General features: G+C 50.7%; 18 protein-coding genes and 1 rRNA gene. 18 read left to right on the top strand and 1 reads right to left on the bottom strand.

Annotated elements, in window-relative coordinates; all coding sequences use genetic code 11:
* The first annotated feature begins 121 nt into the window (after window positions 1-121).
* The 18 genes from rrf to G445_RS0106635 all read left to right on the top strand — a co-directional run bounded on the left by rrf (window position 122) and on the right by G445_RS0106635 (window position 18,988).
* A 5S ribosomal RNA gene (gene rrf / locus G445_RS0106725) occupies window positions 122-238 on the top strand.
* A gap of 257 nt (window positions 239-495) precedes the next feature.
* Window positions 496-2,247: a hypothetical protein gene (locus tag G445_RS11800; protein ID WP_022866783.1), complete on the top strand. Its 1,752-nt coding sequence runs from the start codon at window positions 496-498 to the stop codon at window positions 2,245-2,247.
* 1 nt (window position 2,248) lies between these two features.
* The gene (locus G445_RS0106715) at window positions 2,249-3,265 is read left to right on the top strand and encodes an HAD-IIA family hydrolase (protein ID WP_022866782.1); all 1,017 of its coding nucleotides are present in this window, start codon (window positions 2,249-2,251) and stop codon (window positions 3,263-3,265) included.
* A 207-nt stretch (window positions 3,266-3,472) separates the two neighbouring features.
* Entirely contained in the window at window positions 3,473-3,670 is a 198-nt protein-coding gene (locus G445_RS0106710) for a hypothetical protein (RefSeq protein WP_156825573.1), read from the top strand.
* A gap of 112 nt (window positions 3,671-3,782) precedes the next feature.
* Window positions 3,783-4,652 carry a TlyA family RNA methyltransferase gene (locus tag G445_RS0106705; protein WP_022866780.1) on the top strand — a complete coding sequence of 290 codons (870 nt, stop codon included), beginning with the start codon at window positions 3,783-3,785 and terminating at the stop codon, window positions 4,650-4,652.
* Window positions 4,653-4,703: 51 nt separating this feature from the next.
* Complete coding sequence (locus tag G445_RS0106700; protein ID WP_022866779.1) at window positions 4,704-5,537, top strand: NAD kinase; 834 nt, start codon at window positions 4,704-4,706, stop codon at window positions 5,535-5,537.
* A 151-nt stretch (window positions 5,538-5,688) separates the two neighbouring features.
* Window positions 5,689-7,416, top strand: a complete 1,728-nt coding sequence (recN, locus tag G445_RS0106695) for a DNA repair protein RecN (RefSeq protein ID WP_022866778.1) — start codon at window positions 5,689-5,691, stop codon at window positions 7,414-7,416.
* Window positions 7,417-7,460: 44 nt separating this feature from the next.
* Window positions 7,461-8,591 (top strand): putative cytokinetic ring protein SteA, encoded by a 1,131-nt coding sequence (steA, locus tag G445_RS0106690; protein ID WP_084676515.1) that lies wholly within the window; start codon window positions 7,461-7,463, stop codon window positions 8,589-8,591.
* 11 nt (window positions 8,592-8,602) lie between these two features.
* The gene (locus G445_RS10940) at window positions 8,603-9,526 is read left to right on the top strand and encodes a copper transporter (protein WP_022866776.1); all 924 of its coding nucleotides are present in this window, start codon (window positions 8,603-8,605) and stop codon (window positions 9,524-9,526) included.
* 3 nt (window positions 9,527-9,529) lie between these two features.
* Entirely contained in the window at window positions 9,530-10,324 is a 795-nt protein-coding gene (locus tag G445_RS0106680; RefSeq protein WP_022866775.1) for a hypothetical protein, read from the top strand.
* A complete protein-coding gene (gene murJ, locus G445_RS10160; RefSeq protein ID WP_306718323.1) occupies window positions 10,290-12,002 on the top strand; it encodes a murein biosynthesis integral membrane protein MurJ in 1,713 nt (570 codons plus the stop codon). Before G445_RS0106680 ends, murJ begins: the two co-directional genes overlap by 35 nt.
* A gap of 12 nt (window positions 12,003-12,014) precedes the next feature.
* On the top strand, window positions 12,015-12,614 hold the full coding sequence (locus G445_RS10155; protein ID WP_022866773.1) for an NUDIX domain-containing protein: 600 nt from the start codon (window positions 12,015-12,017) through the stop codon (window positions 12,612-12,614).
* A 425-nt stretch (window positions 12,615-13,039) separates the two neighbouring features.
* Entirely contained in the window at window positions 13,040-14,491 is a 1,452-nt protein-coding gene (gene sufB, locus G445_RS0106660; RefSeq protein ID WP_022866771.1) for a Fe-S cluster assembly protein SufB, read from the top strand.
* Window positions 14,491-15,711, top strand: coding sequence for a Fe-S cluster assembly protein SufD (gene sufD / locus G445_RS10150; RefSeq protein WP_022866770.1), 1,221 nt, complete (start codon window positions 14,491-14,493; stop codon window positions 15,709-15,711). Before sufB ends, sufD begins: the two co-directional genes overlap by 1 nt.
* A gap of 254 nt (window positions 15,712-15,965) precedes the next feature.
* Complete coding sequence (gene sufC / locus G445_RS0106650; RefSeq protein ID WP_022866769.1) at window positions 15,966-16,718, top strand: Fe-S cluster assembly ATPase SufC; 753 nt, start codon at window positions 15,966-15,968, stop codon at window positions 16,716-16,718.
* On the top strand, window positions 16,718-17,983 hold the full coding sequence (locus tag G445_RS0106645; protein ID WP_022866768.1) for a SufS family cysteine desulfurase: 1,266 nt from the start codon (window positions 16,718-16,720) through the stop codon (window positions 17,981-17,983). The genes sufC and G445_RS0106645 overlap by 1 nt, the downstream gene beginning before the upstream one ends.
* Before the next feature lie 131 nt (window positions 17,984-18,114).
* Window positions 18,115-18,579, top strand: coding sequence for a Fe-S cluster assembly sulfur transfer protein SufU (sufU, locus tag G445_RS0106640; RefSeq protein WP_022866767.1), 465 nt, complete (start codon window positions 18,115-18,117; stop codon window positions 18,577-18,579).
* On the top strand, window positions 18,572-18,988 hold the full coding sequence (locus G445_RS0106635) for a metal-sulfur cluster assembly factor (protein ID WP_022866766.1): 417 nt from the start codon (window positions 18,572-18,574) through the stop codon (window positions 18,986-18,988). Before sufU ends, G445_RS0106635 begins: the two co-directional genes overlap by 8 nt.
* Before the next feature lie 49 nt (window positions 18,989-19,037).
* On the opposite strand, the gene G445_RS0106630 is transcribed toward G445_RS0106635, so the two are convergent.
* The gene (locus G445_RS0106630) at window positions 19,038-19,346 is read right to left on the bottom strand and encodes a hypothetical protein (RefSeq protein ID WP_022866765.1); all 309 of its coding nucleotides are present in this window, start codon (window positions 19,344-19,346) and stop codon (window positions 19,038-19,040) included.
* Window positions 19,347-19,556: the final 210 nt, after the last annotated feature.

Raw genomic sequence — 19,556 nt, 5'->3', positions numbered from 1 at the left:
CCAGGCCGAACAGCTCGGATCCTGCCTTGAGGGTGTGGGTCGTGTGTGGTGTGTGCGGGGTATAAAACAACCAAACAAGTAAACATATATATGTGTGTGTGGTTGTTTCCCGATTGTTTTGGGTGGTGGTCATAGTGGTAGGGTAACGCCCGATACCATTTCGAACTCGGAAGCTAAGACTACTAACGCTGATGGTACTGCACTCGGTAGGGTGTGGGAGAGTAAGTCACTGCCACCCATCAAAACTTAATACAGTGTGGGGAGTGTCCACGAAAACCAAACAACGGTTTATCGTCGACACTCCCCACACACATACCCACAACAAAACCTCACACAACACACGCACACACAAACCAACGGTTGTTATATCCCCCTACAACCCATAAAAACAAGGCTTCCGCCACATAACTCTTATACCCATGTCAACTGGTAGCCAACAAAGTTTATAATAGACAAAGCACATAAATAGATCGAAATTTTATTTGAGAGGAATTCATGTCAGATCGTCATACAGAAGATCAATCAAACAAGTCTCAAGGCTGGCGCTCAGCTTCGGGACAACGTGATTCTTCTCGAGGAGGGAAAAGCTCCTGGAATCGCTCTCAGCGTCGACACGACAATCACGGAACACAGGGACGCAAAAGCGGTGAACGTTTCTGGTCGAGAAACGATAACAGCGAGAAGCAAGAGCGAACATCCTCTCACCGTCATAACAACTCAGAATCCTACGATAGTGGCCGTCGTTACTCCCAAAGAGACAACAACGACCGTGGCGAAAAGCGCAACCGTCGTCAACAATGGGAAGATAAACCCAACTACCGTGGCAACAACGATCGCAACGCGGGATATGGCAAAGGACGAGGGCGTTACAATGGCGACGAACGTCCTGAAGGCGAATCCTATGGACGCGGATCATCATTCAAACGCGGACGCAACCAGGAAGATCGGGAGTTCTCCGCTCGAAGTTTTCGCCGAGGAGGGAACTCTGGGTTTACGCGCAATCGTTTCAATAATGAGGAACGAGGAGAATCGCGATTCGGCGGTCGAGAAAAAACTCGTCCTTCCGATCGATTTGAAGGAACGGAACGCTCACAACGTTTTGAGCGTCGAAATAGGCCACAACGATTTGAAAACAACGAAGATGAGGCCGGTAAGTTCTCGGGATCACAACGTTTTGCACGCGGGGAACGGGATGATAAATTCTCCCGCTCACGGCGCGACAACGAAACCCGAGGGGAAAGAAACAATAATCGTCGTAGAGATCCCTTTGTGCCTGAAAACGTCTCAGAAAAAGATCTCAACGCCACAGCATTACGGAAGCTCAAAACATTATCAAAAGAAAACTCGCAGCGAGTTGCGCGCCACCTCGTGTATGCGGGAGCTGTTTTGGACGAAAATCCAGAACTTGCATACGATCACGCAAAAGCGGCATACCGCCACGCAGCGCGAGTTGATATTGTGCGAGAAGCGCTCGGAATTACATCATATATGACCGGCCGTTACGCAGAAGCATTGCGCGAATTGCGCACATACCGACGCATGAGTGATGACTACTCGCACGTCGCACTGGAAGCCGATTCTGAACGCGGACTCGGACGTCCCGAGAAGGCTTTGGCTTTTATCGCAGACATTCCCCTGAGTCGCCTCGATATGGCAACAACGCTTGAACTTGCGCTTGTTACCTCGGGGGCGCGTGCAGATGCAGGTGATTCACAAAGCGGATTAGCGGTCATTGAAAAAATTAAGTCAGAAAATCTTCCTGAAGAGTTGCGTTCACGAGTAGAACTTATCCGTGCTGATCGCCTTGAAGAACTTGGACGCACTGAAGAAGCGGAAGAAATCCGCGCAAAGTGGAATCCGGTCTACACGAATGAGGGCGCAATAGATATTGTCGAACCTGAAGTCGATGAGGCCGATGAAGCTACGCCCGAAGCAGATAATGCTGAACCGGATAATGCTGAAGTTGAAGAGGTAGGTGCCGAGGTGGCAAATGATGCCGAGGCGCGCGATATGGATTCTGAGACTGAAAGTGTTCGTGAGGCTGAGAATACTGAAGATGTAGCAGAAGAGTTGCACGATATGGAAGAGTCACGTGATGCAGAAGAGTCACACGATGCAGAAGTGACCACTGCTAATGATGATTGTGCACAGGACGAGGATAAGTCCGTTGCCGATAACAGCACGCAAGAAGTAGATGAAGAGTTGACTAAAGAAGTTGACGAGGAATCAACCACCAGGGAGGACTAGAGTGGGTACTTTTATTTCCAACTATGATGGAGCGATTTTTGATCTCGACGGAGTTGCGTGGCTGGGCGGAAAACCTGCGCCCTACGCGCCCGAAAATTTCGCGATAGCAGTTGAGAACGGCATGCAACCCATGTTTCTCACAAACAATGCTTCGCGAACCCCCGAACAGGTCGCCGATGCATTGGAAAAAGTCGGATTGCACACGACAGCGAACAATATTCTGACCTCTTCCATGGCAGCCGTTTCCCTTGCAGAACAACATCTTGAGCCGGGAGCAAAGGTTCTTGCCATCGGTAGCGAAGGACTCATAGGTCCTCTCGAAAAAAGCAGTTTTGTTAGGGTTACGTCAGCAGATGATAATCCCGATGCCGTCATTATGGGATTCTTCCCCGAAGTCGGATGGAAAGACCTCTCAGAAGCAGCCTTAGCTATTCGTAAAGGTGCGCTTTTTATTGCCACAAACCTGGATGCAACCCTCCCGCAGGAGCGCGGTTTCATGATCGGTAACGGCTCGCTCGTGGCTGCCGTCGTGAATGCAACAGGCGTGAAACCACTTTCCGCAGGAAAACCAGAACCCGCAATTTACGATACAGGTGTTGCAATGCTGGGCGCGCATAAGCCCTTCTCCATTGGGGACCGCCTCGACACGGACATTCGCGGTGCCGTCGCCGCAAAAATTCCTAGCCTTCACGTTCTAACGGGAGTGAACTCAGCCCGCGATATTATGCTAGCGGTTAACGAAGAACGCCCAACATTCCTGGCCGACGACATGCGTGCGCTCAACGAACCTTACCCCGACATCACCAAAAACGGGGAGCGCTGGGAAGTTGAAGGAAGCTGGGCATATGTGGATGCAGATGGGCTCCACACCGATGGCTTGAACGGCACAGAGCTTGAGTTGAACTCCTACCGCGCGGCGGTACACGCTGTTTGGGAAGCAATTGATTCGGGCAAACTCACAAGAGAACAGCTCGCTGACAAACTGCTCAACTATACCATTGTGCGAAAAGATTCGTAAGAGAGTAAAAGGATGCGCTGTCGGGGAGAGTTCTCACCGACGCGCTACACGCTATTCATGCGCGCCATTCGTTGACTGTCGCAAAACGCGTGATGGAACGCATCAACACACAAAACGTCAATTATAAACAGTTCGTTAGCCGTTCACTAACGATCGAAAGCTAAGGATAACGGCTAAAGAAGGTTCGGATACGTCAAGGGAATGCGTATGAAAAACACAAATATCTCAGCGCACAAGCCACCTCAGGTGACCCCAGCTAACCTTGCCCGCAACGCCGGGATGCCCTGGGAGGACATCGACCAAAAAATCGCGAACCTTCCCAACAAGGATACAAGCGAACAACTTGATGAACTCGGAACGCTACTCGACGAACTTCACAAACACCTCGGGAAAGCGCAACTGTAGACGTATTTCGCGGGGTTTGTGTGCTGTTTCGTATAGGCATTGCCTATTGAGGCTGTTCGTGGTGTTTGTGCAAGGAGGTTGTGCGTAGTGTTTTTCAGAAAGAGTGGCTATAGTGGCTAAACTTATTCGCGTTGATGCTGAACTTGTTCGACGCAAACTCGCACGTTCTCGGGCAGAGGCATCGGAACTCATACGCGCCGGACACGTGTACCTGGACAAAAACCTCGTCACGAAACCTGCGCGCCAAATGGATCCCGCGCAGGCACTCGTCGTCGATATGAAAAAAGCGGACAACTGGGCTTCACGTGGTGCACACAAACTCCTAGGTGCCCTCGACTATTTGGGGGAAAATGGCCCCGAGATTGCAGGCGTGAGGGCGCTTGATGCGGGAGCGTCCACCGGGGGTTTCACAGATGTGTTGTTACGACGAGGGGCAGGGCACGTCGTTGCTGTGGACGTGGGGTATGGCCAGCTCGCGTGGAGGCTACGAGAAGATTCTCGCGTTACCGTGCTGGAACGGACAAATGTGCGAACCTTGCAACCGGAAATGGTTGCTCCCGCGCCCTCCCTTGTTGTGGGAGATTTGTCCTTCATATCATTAACGTTATTGATTCCTGCCCTTGTTGCGTGCTCGTCGAATAATGCTGAATTCCTGCTTATGGTCAAACCCCAATTTGAGGTGGGGAAAGCGAAAATTGGTGCGCATGGGGTTGTCACGAATACGGAGTATCACGTTGAGGCGGTATGCGATGTTGCCTTATGTGCGGCGCGTAACGGCTTGAATGTTTATGCTGTTGCCCCTTCGCCTCTCCCTGGGCCAGCGGGAAATGTGGAATATTTCCTCTATATGACGAAATATGTCAAGGAGACGCTTCCAATATTGCCTGCTGGAAGCGAATTATCCACAGTTTCTGAGGATTTTATGCACGCTGTAAGAGAAGCTGTGGATAACGGACCAGCGGGTAAGGAAAAATCCGAATAACCGGGTAAAATTTGTAGGAGAACACAAGGCACACACCTGGGAGGAGCTATTGTGAAACAAAAAGTTTCCGTTGTTCTCAACCGTAATCTTTCTAAAGAAATGATGGCACACGCAAAAAAAGCGATTTCCACATTGGAAGCGCATGATGTTCACGTTGATTCCTCTGAAACAATTAATGGTGCACGAGATGCAGATCTTATTCTTGTTATGGGCGGAGATGGCACAATGCTCAGGGGAGCAGAACTAGGGCGTGCCGTTGATGTTCCCGTCCTTGGCATTAACTACGGGCATATGGGCTTCCTGTCTGAAGCTGATCCGGACGATATTAACAACGTTGTAGAACGAATCGTTGCGAAAAACTGGACCATTAGCGAACGAATGACAATAGATATCACCGTTTTTCGCCCCGATGGAAGTAAAGATCAGCAGTGGGCATTGAACGAGGCATCAGTAGAAAAAGTTTTTAATTCAAGGATGCTGGAAACATCAATTTGGGTTGATGGGCGAGAACTGAGTAGTTTCAAAGCAGACTGTGTTCTTTTTTCGACGCCAACCGGGTCTACCGCATACAGTTTCAGTGCGGGCGGGCCAATAGTGTGGCCAGAAGTTCAAGCAATGCTACTGGTTCCGGTTTCGGCCCACGCACTTTTCACCAGGCCGCTCGTTGTGAGCTCGGATTCGGTGCTGGAAGTTCGCATTCTCCATGAGGATGCGATGATGTGGTGCGATGGACGACGAAAAGTGTTCGCGCCGGCAGGCTCAATCATTCGAGCGGTTAAAGGCGAAAGAACAATTAAACTCGCAGGCCTGAACAACATGCCCTTTTCTGAGCGACTCGTGAATAAATTTCATCTTCCCGTCAAGGGCTGGCGTGATGCTAAGTAAGCATGCAAGAAACTGGTGTTAATAACGTAGTTACATTGAAAGTTGGTGTGATGCGAGTGCGTGATGGTGTATTCAACAAGCACAGTAGCGTGGCACACAACAGTGAGACACGCGAGATTGATATTACGAGGCAGGGTAGCAGAGGAGAAAAATGATTGAAAGCGTCAGTATTAAAAACCTCGGCGTGATTGAAGAGGCAGAGGTGAATTTCGCGGGCGGCCTTACCGCCATTACCGGAGAAACCGGTGCAGGAAAAACCATGGCCGTTACGTCGCTACTTCTTTTGCTTGGCGCTAAAGCGGATCCATCCCGTGTACGCATGGGCTCTCAAGTCGCAGAAATTGAAGGAAATTTCCTCATCCCAGACAATGCCCCTATATTAGAACGTATACGTGAAGCAGGCGGGCATTACGATATCGAAAACGGATACGCGAACGTTATTATAGCACGCACAGTTCCGGTACAGGGACGTTCACGAGCCTACGTCGGAGGACGTAGTGTGCCAACTGCTGTCCTTAAAGACATCGCTCAATCATTCGTTACCGTTCACGGCCAATCAGATCAAATCCGACTCACGGGAAGTGCCCAACAGCGCTCTGCGCTGGATGCTTTCGGCGGAAAACCCATTACTGACGCCAAAAAACTATGGACAAAGACGTGGAAAACATACACACAGGCTGTAGAAAAACTGGAGGATTATCGTCGAACATTAAAAGATAGTGCACAGCGCAGGCTCGCATACGAAGCGCTCTTGGCAAAAGTGGACGAAGTCGCGCCCTATGCGGGAGAGGAAGAAGAACTCAAAAATCGTGCAATGGAGATCGAAAATAGCACGGAACTATTTGAATCATTTTCACGAGCCGTAGGACTACTTGCAGGTAATGATATGGTGGATAGTCCGTCAACAATGACCCTCGCACAAGCCACAGACTGCCTACGCGATGTTGAAAAAATATTAGAAGGAACCAATGCTGGACACGATGCGACCACACTCGTTTCCCGCTTGGATACCTGCATTGCGGAAATTGACGATATTGTCAGCGATATTTCACAACGAGCAGGCCTCATTGAAGCTGATCCCGAAGAACTCTCACGTATCTATGAGCGTCGCCAAGAACTTGCAGGATTGCGCAAAGAACTGGGAATGGGCATCCCTGAAATCCTCGAAGCTGCGGACGTAGCCCGAGCCGGACTCGATGAATTAGGAGATCCAGAAAGTCATCTGCGCGAATACGAAAAAGCTGTGGAAGAAGCACAAACGCAGATGAACAACGCAGGAAAAGCACTATGTGAAGCACGGCTACTGGCCGGGCGCGATCTGTCACATGCCGTGAATGCAGAACTTCCTAGTTTGAGCCTGCCACATGCACGTTTTATCGTCGAAGTGAAAAAGTCCGAGCCAAGTGCCAACGGCATGGACAGCGTAGATTTCCTCCTCGCAACCCACGCGGGCGCCCCCATAAAACCGCTAGGTGAATCAGCAAGTGGTGGTGAATTATCGCGAGTTATGCTCGCCATTGAGGTTTCCCTTGCCACACGCTTAAGCGAAGATGGTCACACTTTTCTTTTCGACGAAATTGATGCAGGCGTTGGAGGTTCGGCTGCAACAGCCATTGGACAACGCTTAGCGCAACTTGCTCAACGCACACAAGTTATCGTCGTAACACACCTTGCACAGGTAGCCGTTTTTGCGCGAAAACAGGACATTGTCGAGAAAGAAACAGTGAATAATATAGCGTGTACACAATTACGAACAGTGGAGGGCGATCAACGCTTAGAAGAATTGGCACGAATGCTCTCAGGCTCGGTCACAGATGCGGCAATAACACACGCCGCTGAGTTACTTTCGCAAGCAGATATGGCAATATATAAAGTGTGAGGAAAAAACTTAGGCGCCGTAAAACGAGCGTAACACCAAGCGAAATGAAGGGTTCGGCACGTGTAGACCGTCGAACAAAAAATTTGACGCATCGCCTGAATGAGGGGGAAGTGGCTGTTATCAGCCATACGGACCTCGATCGCGTGGTGGCAGAAAACTTACGCGATGCGAAACCCTCCGTCGTTCTCAACGCGGAGAAGTCGATTTCAGGACGCTACCCAAATCTTGGCCCCATTATTCTTATGGAAGCAGGAGTTCCGTTAATTGATGATTTGGGCCCGGAAATTATGGATATTTCCGAAGGTCAGATTGTTGAAGCCAGGAAAAACGGGGAAGTTCTTGTTGATGGTGTGGTGATATCCCAAGGCATCTTCGAAACTGAAGAAACAGTAAAACAGGACATGATCGATGCTCGCTCCGGAATGGAGACGCAGCTTCGCGCATTTGCCACGAATACCTTGGAATATATGAATCAGGAACAGGGGCTTATTCTTGATGGAGTAGGAATCCCAAAAATCCGCACCAAAATGAAGGGACGCCATGTACTGATTGTCGTTCGCGGATATGACTATGTGGATGATCTGCATACCCTGCGTCCCTATATTCGAGAAAATCGTCCCATTATGATTGGTGTTGACGGCGGGGCAGACGCCCTCATCGAATTAGGCTACAAACCCGACATGATCGTTGGAGACATGGATTCCGTCTCCGATAAAGCCTTGAAATCCGGGGCGGAAATCATTGTTCACGCCTATCGCGACGGACGCGCGCCAGGGAAAAAACGCGTGGAAGATCTTGGAGTAGAGCACACGATTTTCCCGGCAACAGGCACATCTGAAGATGTTGCAATGCTTCTTTGCGACGCGAACGATGCAGAACTTATTGTTGCGGTTGGTACACATTCCACGATTATTGAATTTCTTGATAAAGGACGAGCCGGAATGGCGTCAACCTTCCTCACACGGCTTGTTGTTGGAGGAAAGCTCATTGATGCCAAGGGTGTTTCCCGTCTCTATAAATCTAAAATTTCTAACGGCCTGGTGATACTTCTCATCGTTGCCGGTTTTGTTGCGTTATTTGCGGCCATGACCGCAAGCGCCTCAGGACAAACATTCCTATCCGTATTAGGTGCCAGATTAGGCGATCTTGCTAACTGGTTCCGAAACCTGTTCTAAGGGTGGAGTTCATGGTTGATTTTCGTTATCATCTCGTTTCTATTGTTTCTGTTTTCTTCGCTTTGGCAATCGGTATTGTGCTCGGTGCCGGCCCCCTACAGAACTCGATTGCGGTAGGGCTTAACGGGCAAGTGAACTCCTTGCGCGATTCACGCGAGTCTCTGCGAACAGAACTTGCTACCAAGAATCAGCAGATTGAATCGGACAAAAATGCAATCCTTGATATGGGAAGCCGTTTAACAAAAGATTCGCTTGCTGGTAAACGCGTGAGCATTATTGTAGCTACGGGAGCCCCCAATACCGTTGTTGAACAGGCACGTAAGTCCATTACGGATGCCGGTGGCAGGATTGCTGGTGAAATCGTTCTCACCCCGTCCTTTAGTAAGGCAGAAACCTCCACGTATCGCAGTACTCTCGCGGGCAATCTGGGCGGATATATTCCTCAATACGTTGCGGGTTCAACACCTGAACAAACTCTTGGTGCAGCGCTGGACACGATTCTTCGTGGCAATCCAAACGATCAAGCACCAAAAACTCTCATCACTCTTCTCACCTCGAAAGACAATCAGCTCATCGATGTTTCAGCTGGTGTGCGCGAACCTGCGGACGCTATTCTCTTCATCTCGCCAGATCAGCTCCCATCCCAAGAAGATAAGCAATCCCTGAGCGCATCTGCCAACGACGTTTACCGTGCAACCGTCGAAGCTATGTCAAAACGTGGCCCTCTCGTATCTGTTGGTACGACGAACGACAACAAAGCCTTCCTCTTGACTCTGCGTAATGGTGCGATTGGCTCCACGGTAGATAGTGCAGGAACAGCAACCTCACAAATCAATATTCCTCTGGCACTTGCCCAAGAACTTGCGGGCAAGCATGTCAAGTACGGTTCTGCCCAGGGTGCAGATTCAATTATTGGTTCAGTTCCCGGGAAGTAAACAATGGCGAAGCGTCGATTAGGAAAAATTGTTCTGGGTGGTTGCGTAGCAGCTGTAGCTACCTTCGCAGCTAAAAAGTTCTTGGCTCCGCGTTTGGGCGAAGAATGGGAGCGAACCGCCGGTGATGGACGAACCGTGAGCCTTTCCGAAGGGGCGGTTGCGGTTAGCGGTATGGGTGTAGCGTTATCTGCGACGGGGAATATTTCTCCGGCTATTCTTACCGCCGTTTCCGGGTTAGCCGGTTATATCGACGACGAATGGGAAACACGATTCCCCTCGGTCTCCAAAGGGTTCAAAGGACATATTTCCTCTCTTTTGCGCGGAACGCCCACATCGGGCGGGGTGAAAATCCTGCTTATTGGGACCACCGCGCTTGTGTGCGCACCGCGTGGCGCGAAAATATCGGGTGGTGCGCTCATCGCCATGACGGCAAACCTTATTAACCTTTTCGATCTTCGCCCGGGGCGTGCACTCAAAGTTATTTTGGCGGGAACCGCTCCTCTTATGCTCTGCACGCAACCCAAGGTGGCAGGTGCTATGGCGACTGCTAGCGCAACTTCCCTGGTGTGCCTTCCTGAAGATTTGGAGGGTACAACAATGCTTGGAGATACTGGCGCGAACGCTTTGGGTGCTGTACTCGGCTACGGAATGGCACATTTGCCGAAAATCCCGCGCTATATTGCACTTGCCGGCGTGTGCGGACTCAATGTGTTGAGTGAAAAAGTTTCCTTCACCAAAATAATTGAAGCTAACCCTATCCTGAATGCCATTGATCAGGCAGGAAGGCGCCACAGCTAACGTGAAAAAGCTCCTCGTTTCCGCACTCGGAGCTGCCGGAGCGATTGCCATCCTCACGATTTTTTCCCGTGCGGCCGGTTTTATTCGAGCATGGTGTCAAAATGGTGCACTAGGTGATACCGCATCCGGTGAAGCCTACGCGACTGCCAACACGGTTCCCAATGTTCTTTTTGAAATCGCTGCCGGGGGAGCGTTGGCAGCCGCCGTCATTCCCCTTATTTCGGGTTTCCTTGCTCAAAAAAATCAACGGGATGTTGAACGCACGGCCTCGGCGCTACTCACGTGGGTTGTTGCCGTTGGTGTTCCTGTTGCCCTCATTGTTACGTGCGGGGCAAAACCCCTCATGTCTGTTTTGTTAGGAACAGACGTATCTGAGGAAGAACTACTTTTCGGGGCAACTCTTCTTCGTATTTTTGCCTGGCAGATTCCGCTTTACGGATTATCTGTTGTTTGTACGGGGCTCCTTCAGGCGCACAAGAAATTTATTCTCCCGGCTCTCGCCCCACTCTTGTCGTCCCTGTGCGTTATTGTAACCTTCCTGCTCTTTACCCGATATGCTGGCGGACATCAGGACGCCCCTGGGCAAATATCGACCTCGGCCGTCTATCTTCTTGCTTGGGGAACAACCGCCGGTGTTGCAATTTTTTCCCTCCCGCAACTCGTTCCGGTATGCCGGCTTATTACCATCCGCCCACGTTTCACTTTCCCCAAGGGTGTTGGCAAGCGAACCGTGAAAATGATGAGCGCAGGCCTCCTTTCCCTGTGCGCACAACAAATCCAAATCATTGCCGTTATGCTTTTTGCTAATGCGCGAGGCGATACGGGAACATACCCCGTCTATACCTTCGCCAATCAGGTCTATATGGTGCCTTACGCCGTTCTTGCGGTTCCTATTGCCACGGCAATGTTCCCGCGTCTTTCTGAAGCTGCAGCGGAAAAAGGGCGCCCGAATCTTGCTCGACTCACGGCACGCTCCAGCCGCCTCGTTTTCGATATTGGCATAATGTGCGTTGCTCTGTTAATCGCGGTTGCCGTCCCTGCGCAAGCAGTTTTTAACGTGATGCGTCCGGCAGCCCATATGGATACCGCCATGATTGCAATGGCCCCCGGCCTTTTGGGTTACGCCTTTATTTATCATGGTTCACGAGTCCTGTATGCCGTCGAATCAACAAAAGCTGTGATTGGCGTGAACTGTGTGGCGTGGCTGTCCAGCGTCCTGGCAATGCTCATTCTCGCTCCTCTCGCTTCGGATAGTCGCGCGGGTATTCTCACGATTCTGGGGTGTGCTTTAAGTATTGGCATGAGCCTTGGCGCGGTTGCTCAGCTGTGTGCAATCCGCCAGGTTGTTGGCGTAGGTTCCCTCCAAGGCCTTGTGAAATCCGCAGTGATTATTGCTCCGGTATCCGTGATTGCCTGCGTTGCCGGATATTTTGCAGGCACCTCCATTCTTCACATGTGGGGAACGGGTTTGCTTGTCTCCTTTGTGGCGAGTTGCGTAGCCGGTGTTCTTACTTTGGGGATTGCTGGAGCCGCTATCGTCGTCGTAGAAAGAAAAACGTTGAAGAAAACGCGCGCCAGGGGTGCCGGTGAGGCGTCACAAAAAAACTCTGATACTCATCGCGACGATGCGTTACAAAAAACGTCACTCACAACAAAAAATAGTGAGGATATCAGATAGTAACATTGTTGTATGAGCACATATCCTGAATTGCGTGATGTTGTAGCGCACGAACACGTTACCGTGACTTCGAGTCACGAAATGTTGACGACCCCTTTCATTTCGGTTGTGAATGAAGAGTTTGTGTTAGGGAACACCGGCTTGTCCATAGGGAGATTTATAGTTCACCACGACGATGCCGTTGCGGTTCTCGCCCTGCGTCGACGTGACGGGGCGGAAGAAGTTCTTTTGATTCGACAATACCGACATGCGGTGGGGCGTATGATGTGGGAGATTCCTGCAGGCTTGCTGGATGTAGACGGGGAGAAGGCCGATAAAGCGGCGCTTCGCGAGTTGCGTGAGGAAACCGATTACGAAGCTCGGGAAGCTGATTTCCTCGTGAGTTTTTATACCTCGCCGGGTTTCACAGACGAGAAGATTACGTGTTTCCTTGTTCGAGATCCAGAACAATGTTCGACGGTTTTCGAACGCACGGACGAAGAATCAGAAATTGAGACCTATTGGGTTCCTTTAAAGGAAGTTGTGGACGCTATTCACGCGGGGAATATGTGTTGCCCAACTTTAGTTACATCTGTGTTAGCGTATGTTTCTCGTTACGGGGTATGTAGTTAACGGCGTGCGCAAATCTCGTACACGCAAGCGTGTGCACGGAACCGAGAAATTATTTCAGCGTCGCGTTTCGCGCCGGCGGACACGCAAGCGCGTGCACGGAACCGAGCGTGGGAATCTGTGTACACGAAACGGCGTGCGCGAATCTGCATACACGCAACCGAGTGCGCGAAGAGATTATCTTTGGGTAATTTTTAGCGCATAAACGTAACGGCATATTGAGGAGTGTTGGGGTTGAAATGATGAGGTAGCATCGCCCGGCAATTTGCGGTGATGTTACGTTCATCTGTGTATTCCAACAGGTGTGTTGTGGTACGGATCTCACCTTCCGTACATGACTAAGACCTCTGGATAAATGGAAGCTTTAGCACTACGGTTGTATGGGTTATCCTAAGGACAAGAATGGCGAGCGTGAAGGAAGGGAAAGAATGGCACAAACACGGCATGAAACTGCCGTTGCGGAAGCTGTTGCCGAGCAACAGGACCTGATTGAAACCTTGTCTGGCAACTACGAATACGGTTGGCATGACTCGGATGTTGCGGGTATGAATGCGCGTCGAGGCATTGACGCGGATGTTGTTCGCTCTATTTCACAAGAAAAAAACGAGCCTCAGTGGATGCGTGAACGCCGTTTGAAAGCCTATGAGCTTTTTAAGAACCGTCCTATGCCAATGTGGGGTGCAGATTTATCGGATATTAATTTCGACGATTTCAAATATTTTGTGCGCGCAACCGATCGCACCGTGAAAAGTTGGGATGATCTTCCTCCGGAAATAAAAAACACGTATGAGCGTCTGGGCATTCCCGAAGCTGAGAAAGAACGTCTTGTTGCAGGAGTTGCAGCCCAGTACGAATCGGAAGTCGTGTACAACTCCATTCGTGAAGATTTAGCGAAACAGGGTGTTATCTTTGTTGATACCGATACGGCACTTCGCGAACACGAAGACCTCATGAAGGAATATTTCGGAACGGTTGTGCCCTCGGGAGATAACAAGTTCGCCAGCCTCAACACCGCCGTATGGTCTGGCGGTTCCTTCATCTATGTTCCGCCGAACGTCCACGTAGATATCCCGCTCCAGGCATATTTCCGTATTAACACGCAGGCAATGGGCCAGTTTGAGCGCACTCTCATTATTTGCGACGAAGGTTCCTACGTCCATTACGTTGAGGGATGCACGGCACCAATCTACAGTGAAGACTCTTTACATGCCGCGATCGTCGAAATCGTCGTGAAGAAAAATGCTCACTGCCGCTACACCACAGTGCAAAATTGGTCCAATAATGTGCTCAATCTTGTGACCCAACGCGCGACGGTCGCCGAGGGCGGAACAATGGAATGGATCGACGGAAATATTGGTTCTCGCCTCAACATGAAGTACCCGGCATGTATTTTGCTTGGCGAAAACGCGCATGGCGAAGCCCTTTCCGCAGCGTTCTCAGGCCCTGGCCAACATCAGGATACCGGCGCGAAAATGGTTCACGCAGCTCCGCGTACAACCTCATCCATCGTCTCCAAATCCATTTCTCGCGGGGGCGGCCGTTCCTCCTACCGCGGGTTGGTGAAGGTGACAAAAAATGCGCGTGGCTCAAAATCCAACGTTCAATGCGATGCGCTTCTCGTCGACGATATTTCGCGAACCGATACGTACCCGTACGTGGATGTTCAAACCGACGATGTGGAAATGGGGCACGAAGCTACCGTCACGAAAGTCAGCGAAGATCAGCTTTTCTACCTCATGCAGAGAGGCTTAACGGAACCGGAGGCGATGGGCATGATTGTTCGCGGTTTCGTCGAGCCAATCGCGCGCGAACTTCCCATGGAATACGCCATTGAATTGAACCGGTTGATTGATATGCAGATGGAAGGAAGTGTGGGCTAATGGTTGATATTTCACAGTTGGCGGCAACCTCCGAGGCGCATGCAGAAAGCGAAGGTTTCCACGTCACACATTCGGACAGAAGCGATCGTTTTAAGAGTTTCAACCCCGTCGATTTCCCGGTCCCTACGGGAAGGGGCGAGGAAGAAGATTGGCGTTTCACCCCGATGGATCGCGTGGCGCGTTTTATTCACGACGGCGAAAACTATACGGATGCTCGCGTAACCTATACGGTTACGGGGGACGCAACAGTAGAACGTGTGGGACGTGAAGATGCGCGCATCGGAAGCGTGTCCGTTCCCGACGACCGAGCGGCAGCCCTTGCATGGCAGGCTTTTCGTGAAGCGACTGCGGTAACGGTGAAGAAAGGTGAACACTCGGATGTCGTCGTACAGATTCATGCTGATGAGGGAATGAATGCTGCACATACGTATGTGGCATCCGAACCGGAAAGTTCCGGGACAGTTGTCGTGGAACATACGGGTGGTGGGTTGCTCACGGATACAATCGAAGTTGAGGTTGGAGCCTACTCCACGCTCACCGTGGTGTCCGTTCAGGAACAGGAAGAAAGCGCGGCGCATCATTTGGCGCAACGTTTCCGCGTGGGTAAGGGCGCAACATTCAAGCATATTGTTGTGACAATTGGTGGCAATTTTGTTCGTATGACGACGGAAGCCGACCTGTATGAAGAGGGTTCTGAAACGGATCTTTTGGGTGCTTATATTACCGAAGGCGGGCAGCATCAAGAACACCGCATTTTTGTGGATCACAAGGCGGCAAAGTGTAAATCAAACGCTAATTACAAGGGCGCACTTCAGGGGCAAGACGCTCACTCCGTGTGGATTGGCGACGTACTCATACGCGCAGAGGCAAGCGGGACAGATACGTATGAACTGAACCGTAACCTCGTATTAACAGAGGGCGCGAAGGCTGATTCTGTGCCTAATCTTGAGATTCTTACAGGCGATATTGCGGGTGCAGGCCACGCTTCAGCAACCGGGCGTTTCGATGAACTTCAACTCTTCTACCTGATGGCGCGCGGAATTCCGGCGGATATTGCGCGTCGCCTGGTGGTTCGCGGGTTCTTTGCCGAACTCGTGGAACAAATTGAGGTGGACAGTGTTCGTCGTAAACTTATGGACGCTATTGAACGCGAACTGGACCTTGCGGGAATCGTGTCCGAGGATTTCGATGATTCTATTTTCGACGACGGAGACATCTAGTGTTTTGGGGTCGGGAAGGTATGAGGTGTGCATGCCAGGTTTCAGATGGATACTGCCAGCACGCAGCACAGCATAGAAAAGACTCAACACGGCATACAACACAACGCAATATAGCAAAGACTTTCAACACGATTCGACAATAATCCTTGAACGTTACATCAGGGTTGAACGTTCAACCGAAAACATAACTGAATATTCAACCGAAAACATAACTGAATATTTCGACAAAAGGCGCACAGAAAACGAGGGAATCCATGGCAACCTTAGACATTATTGATCTTCACGCATCCGTAGAAACCGCGGAAGGCCCCAAGGCGATTTTGCAGGGGGTCAACCTCCATATAGGCGACGGCGAAATCCACGCAATTATGGGACCGAACGGTTCTGGAAAATCCACAACCGCTTACGCACTTGCAGGCCACCCGTCCTATGAGATTACCCAGGGTCAGGTTCTTTTAGACGGCGTGGATATTACGGATATGACGGCGGACGAACGTGCACGCGAAGGGCTTTTCCTCGCCATGCAGTATCCGGTGGAAGTCCCTGGCGTGTCTGTTTCGAATTTCTTGCGTACCGCCCGCACGGCAATTGACGGTAAGGCGCCGAAGGTTCGCGATTGGACTAAGCGAATTCGAGAGGTCTCCGAAAAACTCCGCGTAGATACCGATTTTATGAAGCGTGATCTCAACGTGGGCTTCTCGGGTGGCGAGAAAAAGCGCACCGAAGTGTTGCAGATGGAGTTGCTCGAACCAAAAATAGCGGTTTTGGACGAAACCGATTCCGGGCTTGACGTGGATGCGTTGCGCGTTGTTTCCGCAGGAATTGTTGATGTTCACGAACGTACCGGGAACTCCATTTTGCTCATTACCCACTACAACCGTATTCTTCGCTACGTGAAACCAGATTTTGTGCATGTTTTTGCCGACGGAAAAATTGTGCGTACGGGTGGCCCGGAGCTTGCCGAAGAACTCGAAGCTAACGGCTACGATTCCTATATCGAGGGCTAATGACACTGCGCAAGGTTGCTGAGGATTTCCCCATTCTTTCACGCGAGGGGAGGGGCGGAACTCGGCTTGTCTATTTGGATACGGGAGCAACTTCCCTTCGTCCACGCCAGGTTATGGAAGCAATGGCGTCCTTTGAATCCACATCTTATGGTGCCGTCAACCGCGGGAGCCACATTTTGGCTGAAGAATCTACACTTGAGGTTGAAGATGCGAGGGTAAGCGTAGCCCAGTTTGTTGGTGCGGATCCAGAAGAAATTGTGTGGACACATGGGACGACGGAGGGTCTGAATCTTCTTGCTTACGCAATCCATAATGCGCAGTGGGATATGGGTATTCGAGGCAGTGAACGGTACCGCGTTGGCCCGGGCGATACAGTTGTTGTTACCCGCGTGGAACATCACGCAAATCTTCTTCCCTGGCAGGAACTCTGCCGTAAAACAGGGGCGCAGCTTCGCTGGCTTGACGTGGACGAGTATGGACGCATCAATACGGACACCCTCAACGTTATTAATGAGAACACAAAAATTGTTGCGTTTACTCATGTTTCCAATGTTGTGGGAGCGGTAAGTCCCGTGGGGAAGATTGTGGATAAAGCCCGCGAGGTTGGGGCTATTACTGTGCTCGACGCCTGCCAGTCCGTTCCCCATATGCCTGTTGATTTTCATGCGCTCGGCGTGGATTTCGCCGTGTTTTCCGGACACAAAATGTACGGGCCAACCGGCGTTGGCGTACTGTACGGAAAACGTTCCATGTTACGCAAACTCCCGCCGTTTTTAACGGGCGGATCCATGATTGACTACGTCACCATGGAACACACGGAGTACTCCGCGCCACCACGCCGTTTCGAAGCGGGAACCCAGCCCGTAACCCAAATTATCGGTTTAGCTGCGGCCGTTGATTACCTCACCCGCATCGGGATGGATAAGGTGAGGGAACACGAAACGCACCTTATTCGTCGTGCATTGGAAGGAATGAAGAACATTCCGGGTATTCGTATTTTGGGTGGCCCGGATGTGAGCGACCATTCGGGGCTTATTAGCTTTGATGTTGAGGGAGTTCATCCGCATGACGTCGGGCAATTTTTTGATGCGCAGGGGATTTGCGTGCGGGTTGGGCATCATTGCGCACAGCCCGTCCATGATTTTTTTAACGTTCAGGCGTCAACCCGCTTGTCTCTCGGCGTGTATAACACGCAGGAAGACATTGACGCTTTTTTGCAGGCGTTGGCCGAGGTGCGCGGTTATTTCTGCGGGAAACGGGCGTGAGGGATGATGTTACGCCAGGCAGGTGATATGCCTGAAATGAATATTCCGTGCCATTGGTGAACATGTGCGAGCCGGACGTGAAATAAAGGCGTGAAATCTATGAAGTGTATGATAATGCGTGGAGGACGGGCATGAATTCTTTAGATGATATGTATCAGGATATTATTCTTGACGCGGCGCGGGAACGTCACGGGGAGGGGAGGCTCAAGAATCCCGACGGCGAGTCCACGCAAAATAATCCCGTATGTGGAGATCATGTCACCATGCAGGTTCAACTCTCCGAGGACGGCAACACTATTGAAAATATTGCATGGCAGGGAGACGGATGTAGCATTTCCCAGGCGAGTATTTCCATAATGACGGAATTAGTTGAAGGAAAAAGTGTTGAGGATCTGGCGGAGCATTACGCAGCATTCCGACGCATGATGGATTCACGTGGGAAAGATATTTCTGAGGACGACGAGGAACTCCTTGAGGATGCGGTCGCCTTTTTGGGGGTAGCGAAGTTTCCCTTGCGCATTAAATGTGCGCTATTAGGTTGGATGGCAGTGCGTGAAGCAACCGATGAAGCGTTGGAAGGAAAAAATCATGGCTGACGATACATACGATAATCGCGATGAAACACCGGAAAGAGAAAGCGCCAGTGCACGCTTCGAATATGTGGAAACACCTTCGGATAACCCAGATGGAATTGAGGATGTGGATCCCTACCTGGTGTTAGAGGCAATGAAGGAAGTCATTGACCCCGAACTTGGGATTAATGTTGTGGATCTCGGGCTCGTTTACGGGATTACCACTCACGGTAAAGACTTGTATTTGGATATGACTCTCACGTCTCCTGCCTGCCCTCTCTCCGACCAAATCGCTGAAGATATTGAAGCAGCGACGGCAGATTTTATCGATAAGGTAGAGATTAATTGGGTATGGTTACCGCCGTGGGGCCCAGAACGCATTAGCGAGGACGGCAAAGACGATTTGCGAGCCATTGGTTTCAATATTTTTTAACGACGAGAACTGAAAAATTCGGTAGTATCCCTGGTGTAGGGAAACGCGCTTAAAAAATAACAAGAAAGACGAATTTTAGAGAGCAAATAATCGTCGTCAGAAAAAGAAGACCAAATGTGAGGAAAACTGCGCCGGGGTTAAGAAGATGAAGAGTGCGTGTGGATGCTTGCGTGAGGGCTAACCTAAACGTGAGAAGTAATGTCAGGGCGACGACGCCAATCCAACACACGAGGCTTCCCCACAGTGTTGATGTGCGCAGGCAAATGAAACACAGACTCACGGCGATGAGCGCAATCAGCGCAAGGCCCCCGATTTTTTTCGGGTGTGGCGTTGATGGTGGAATAGGTAATTCGCTCATGTTTTATATTTTATGTTGAGGATCTGCTGAGAGGAAAACGCGGTCTGAATTGGCGAGGGAGAGTCTTGGTGCCGTGAAGTCGACGTGACGCGGGGTTCGTTGTGTTACGAAGTTGTTGCGCCGCATTGTTGTTGTGGCGCGTTGTCTTTGCCCCGCGAAGAAACCGAACATGATTGTTCTCTATTTTGTTTCCCACAGGTGGGTTTTTAA

Source organism: Actinotignum urinale DSM 15805 (assembly GCF_000420445.1).
GTDB classification, from domain to species: Bacteria; Actinomycetota; Actinomycetes; order Actinomycetales; family Actinomycetaceae; genus Actinotignum; species Actinotignum urinale.
Note: the sequence above shows the minus strand (reverse complement) of the source record. Positions and strands in the feature narration are given on the sequence as shown.

What these genes read in the sequence shown, in the direction of transcription:
- G445_RS11800 (WP_022866783.1), top strand. Translation starts at nt 496, where the DNA reads ATGTCAGATCGTCATACAGAAGATCAATCAAACAAGTCTCAAGGCTGG.
- G445_RS0106710 (WP_156825573.1), top strand. Translation starts at nt 3,473, where the DNA reads ATGAAAAACACAAATATCTCAGCGCACAAGCCACCTCAGGTGACCCCA.
- recN (WP_022866778.1), top strand. Translation starts at nt 5,689, where the DNA reads ATGATTGAAAGCGTCAGTATTAAAAACCTCGGCGTGATTGAAGAGGCA.
- steA (WP_084676515.1), top strand. Translation starts at nt 7,461, where the DNA reads ATGAAGGGTTCGGCACGTGTAGACCGTCGAACAAAAAATTTGACGCAT.
- G445_RS10940 (WP_022866776.1), top strand. Translation starts at nt 8,603, where the DNA reads ATGGTTGATTTTCGTTATCATCTCGTTTCTATTGTTTCTGTTTTCTTC.
- G445_RS0106680 (WP_022866775.1), top strand. Translation starts at nt 9,530, where the DNA reads ATGGCGAAGCGTCGATTAGGAAAAATTGTTCTGGGTGGTTGCGTAGCA.
- murJ (WP_306718323.1), top strand. Translation starts at nt 10,290, where the DNA reads ATGCCATTGATCAGGCAGGAAGGCGCCACAGCTAACGTGAAAAAGCTC.
- G445_RS10155 (WP_022866773.1), top strand. Translation starts at nt 12,015, where the DNA reads ATGAGCACATATCCTGAATTGCGTGATGTTGTAGCGCACGAACACGTT.
- sufB (WP_022866771.1), top strand. Translation starts at nt 13,040, where the DNA reads ATGGCACAAACACGGCATGAAACTGCCGTTGCGGAAGCTGTTGCCGAG.
- sufD (WP_022866770.1), top strand. Translation starts at nt 14,491, where the DNA reads ATGGTTGATATTTCACAGTTGGCGGCAACCTCCGAGGCGCATGCAGAA.
- sufC (WP_022866769.1), top strand. Translation starts at nt 15,966, where the DNA reads ATGGCAACCTTAGACATTATTGATCTTCACGCATCCGTAGAAACCGCG.
- G445_RS0106645 (WP_022866768.1), top strand. Translation starts at nt 16,718, where the DNA reads ATGACACTGCGCAAGGTTGCTGAGGATTTCCCCATTCTTTCACGCGAG.
- sufU (WP_022866767.1), top strand. Translation starts at nt 18,115, where the DNA reads ATGAATTCTTTAGATGATATGTATCAGGATATTATTCTTGACGCGGCG.
- G445_RS0106635 (WP_022866766.1), top strand. Translation starts at nt 18,572, where the DNA reads ATGGCTGACGATACATACGATAATCGCGATGAAACACCGGAAAGAGAA.
- G445_RS0106630 (WP_022866765.1), bottom strand. Translation starts at nt 19,346, where the DNA reads ATGAGCGAATTACCTATTCCACCATCAACGCCACACCCGAAAAAAATC.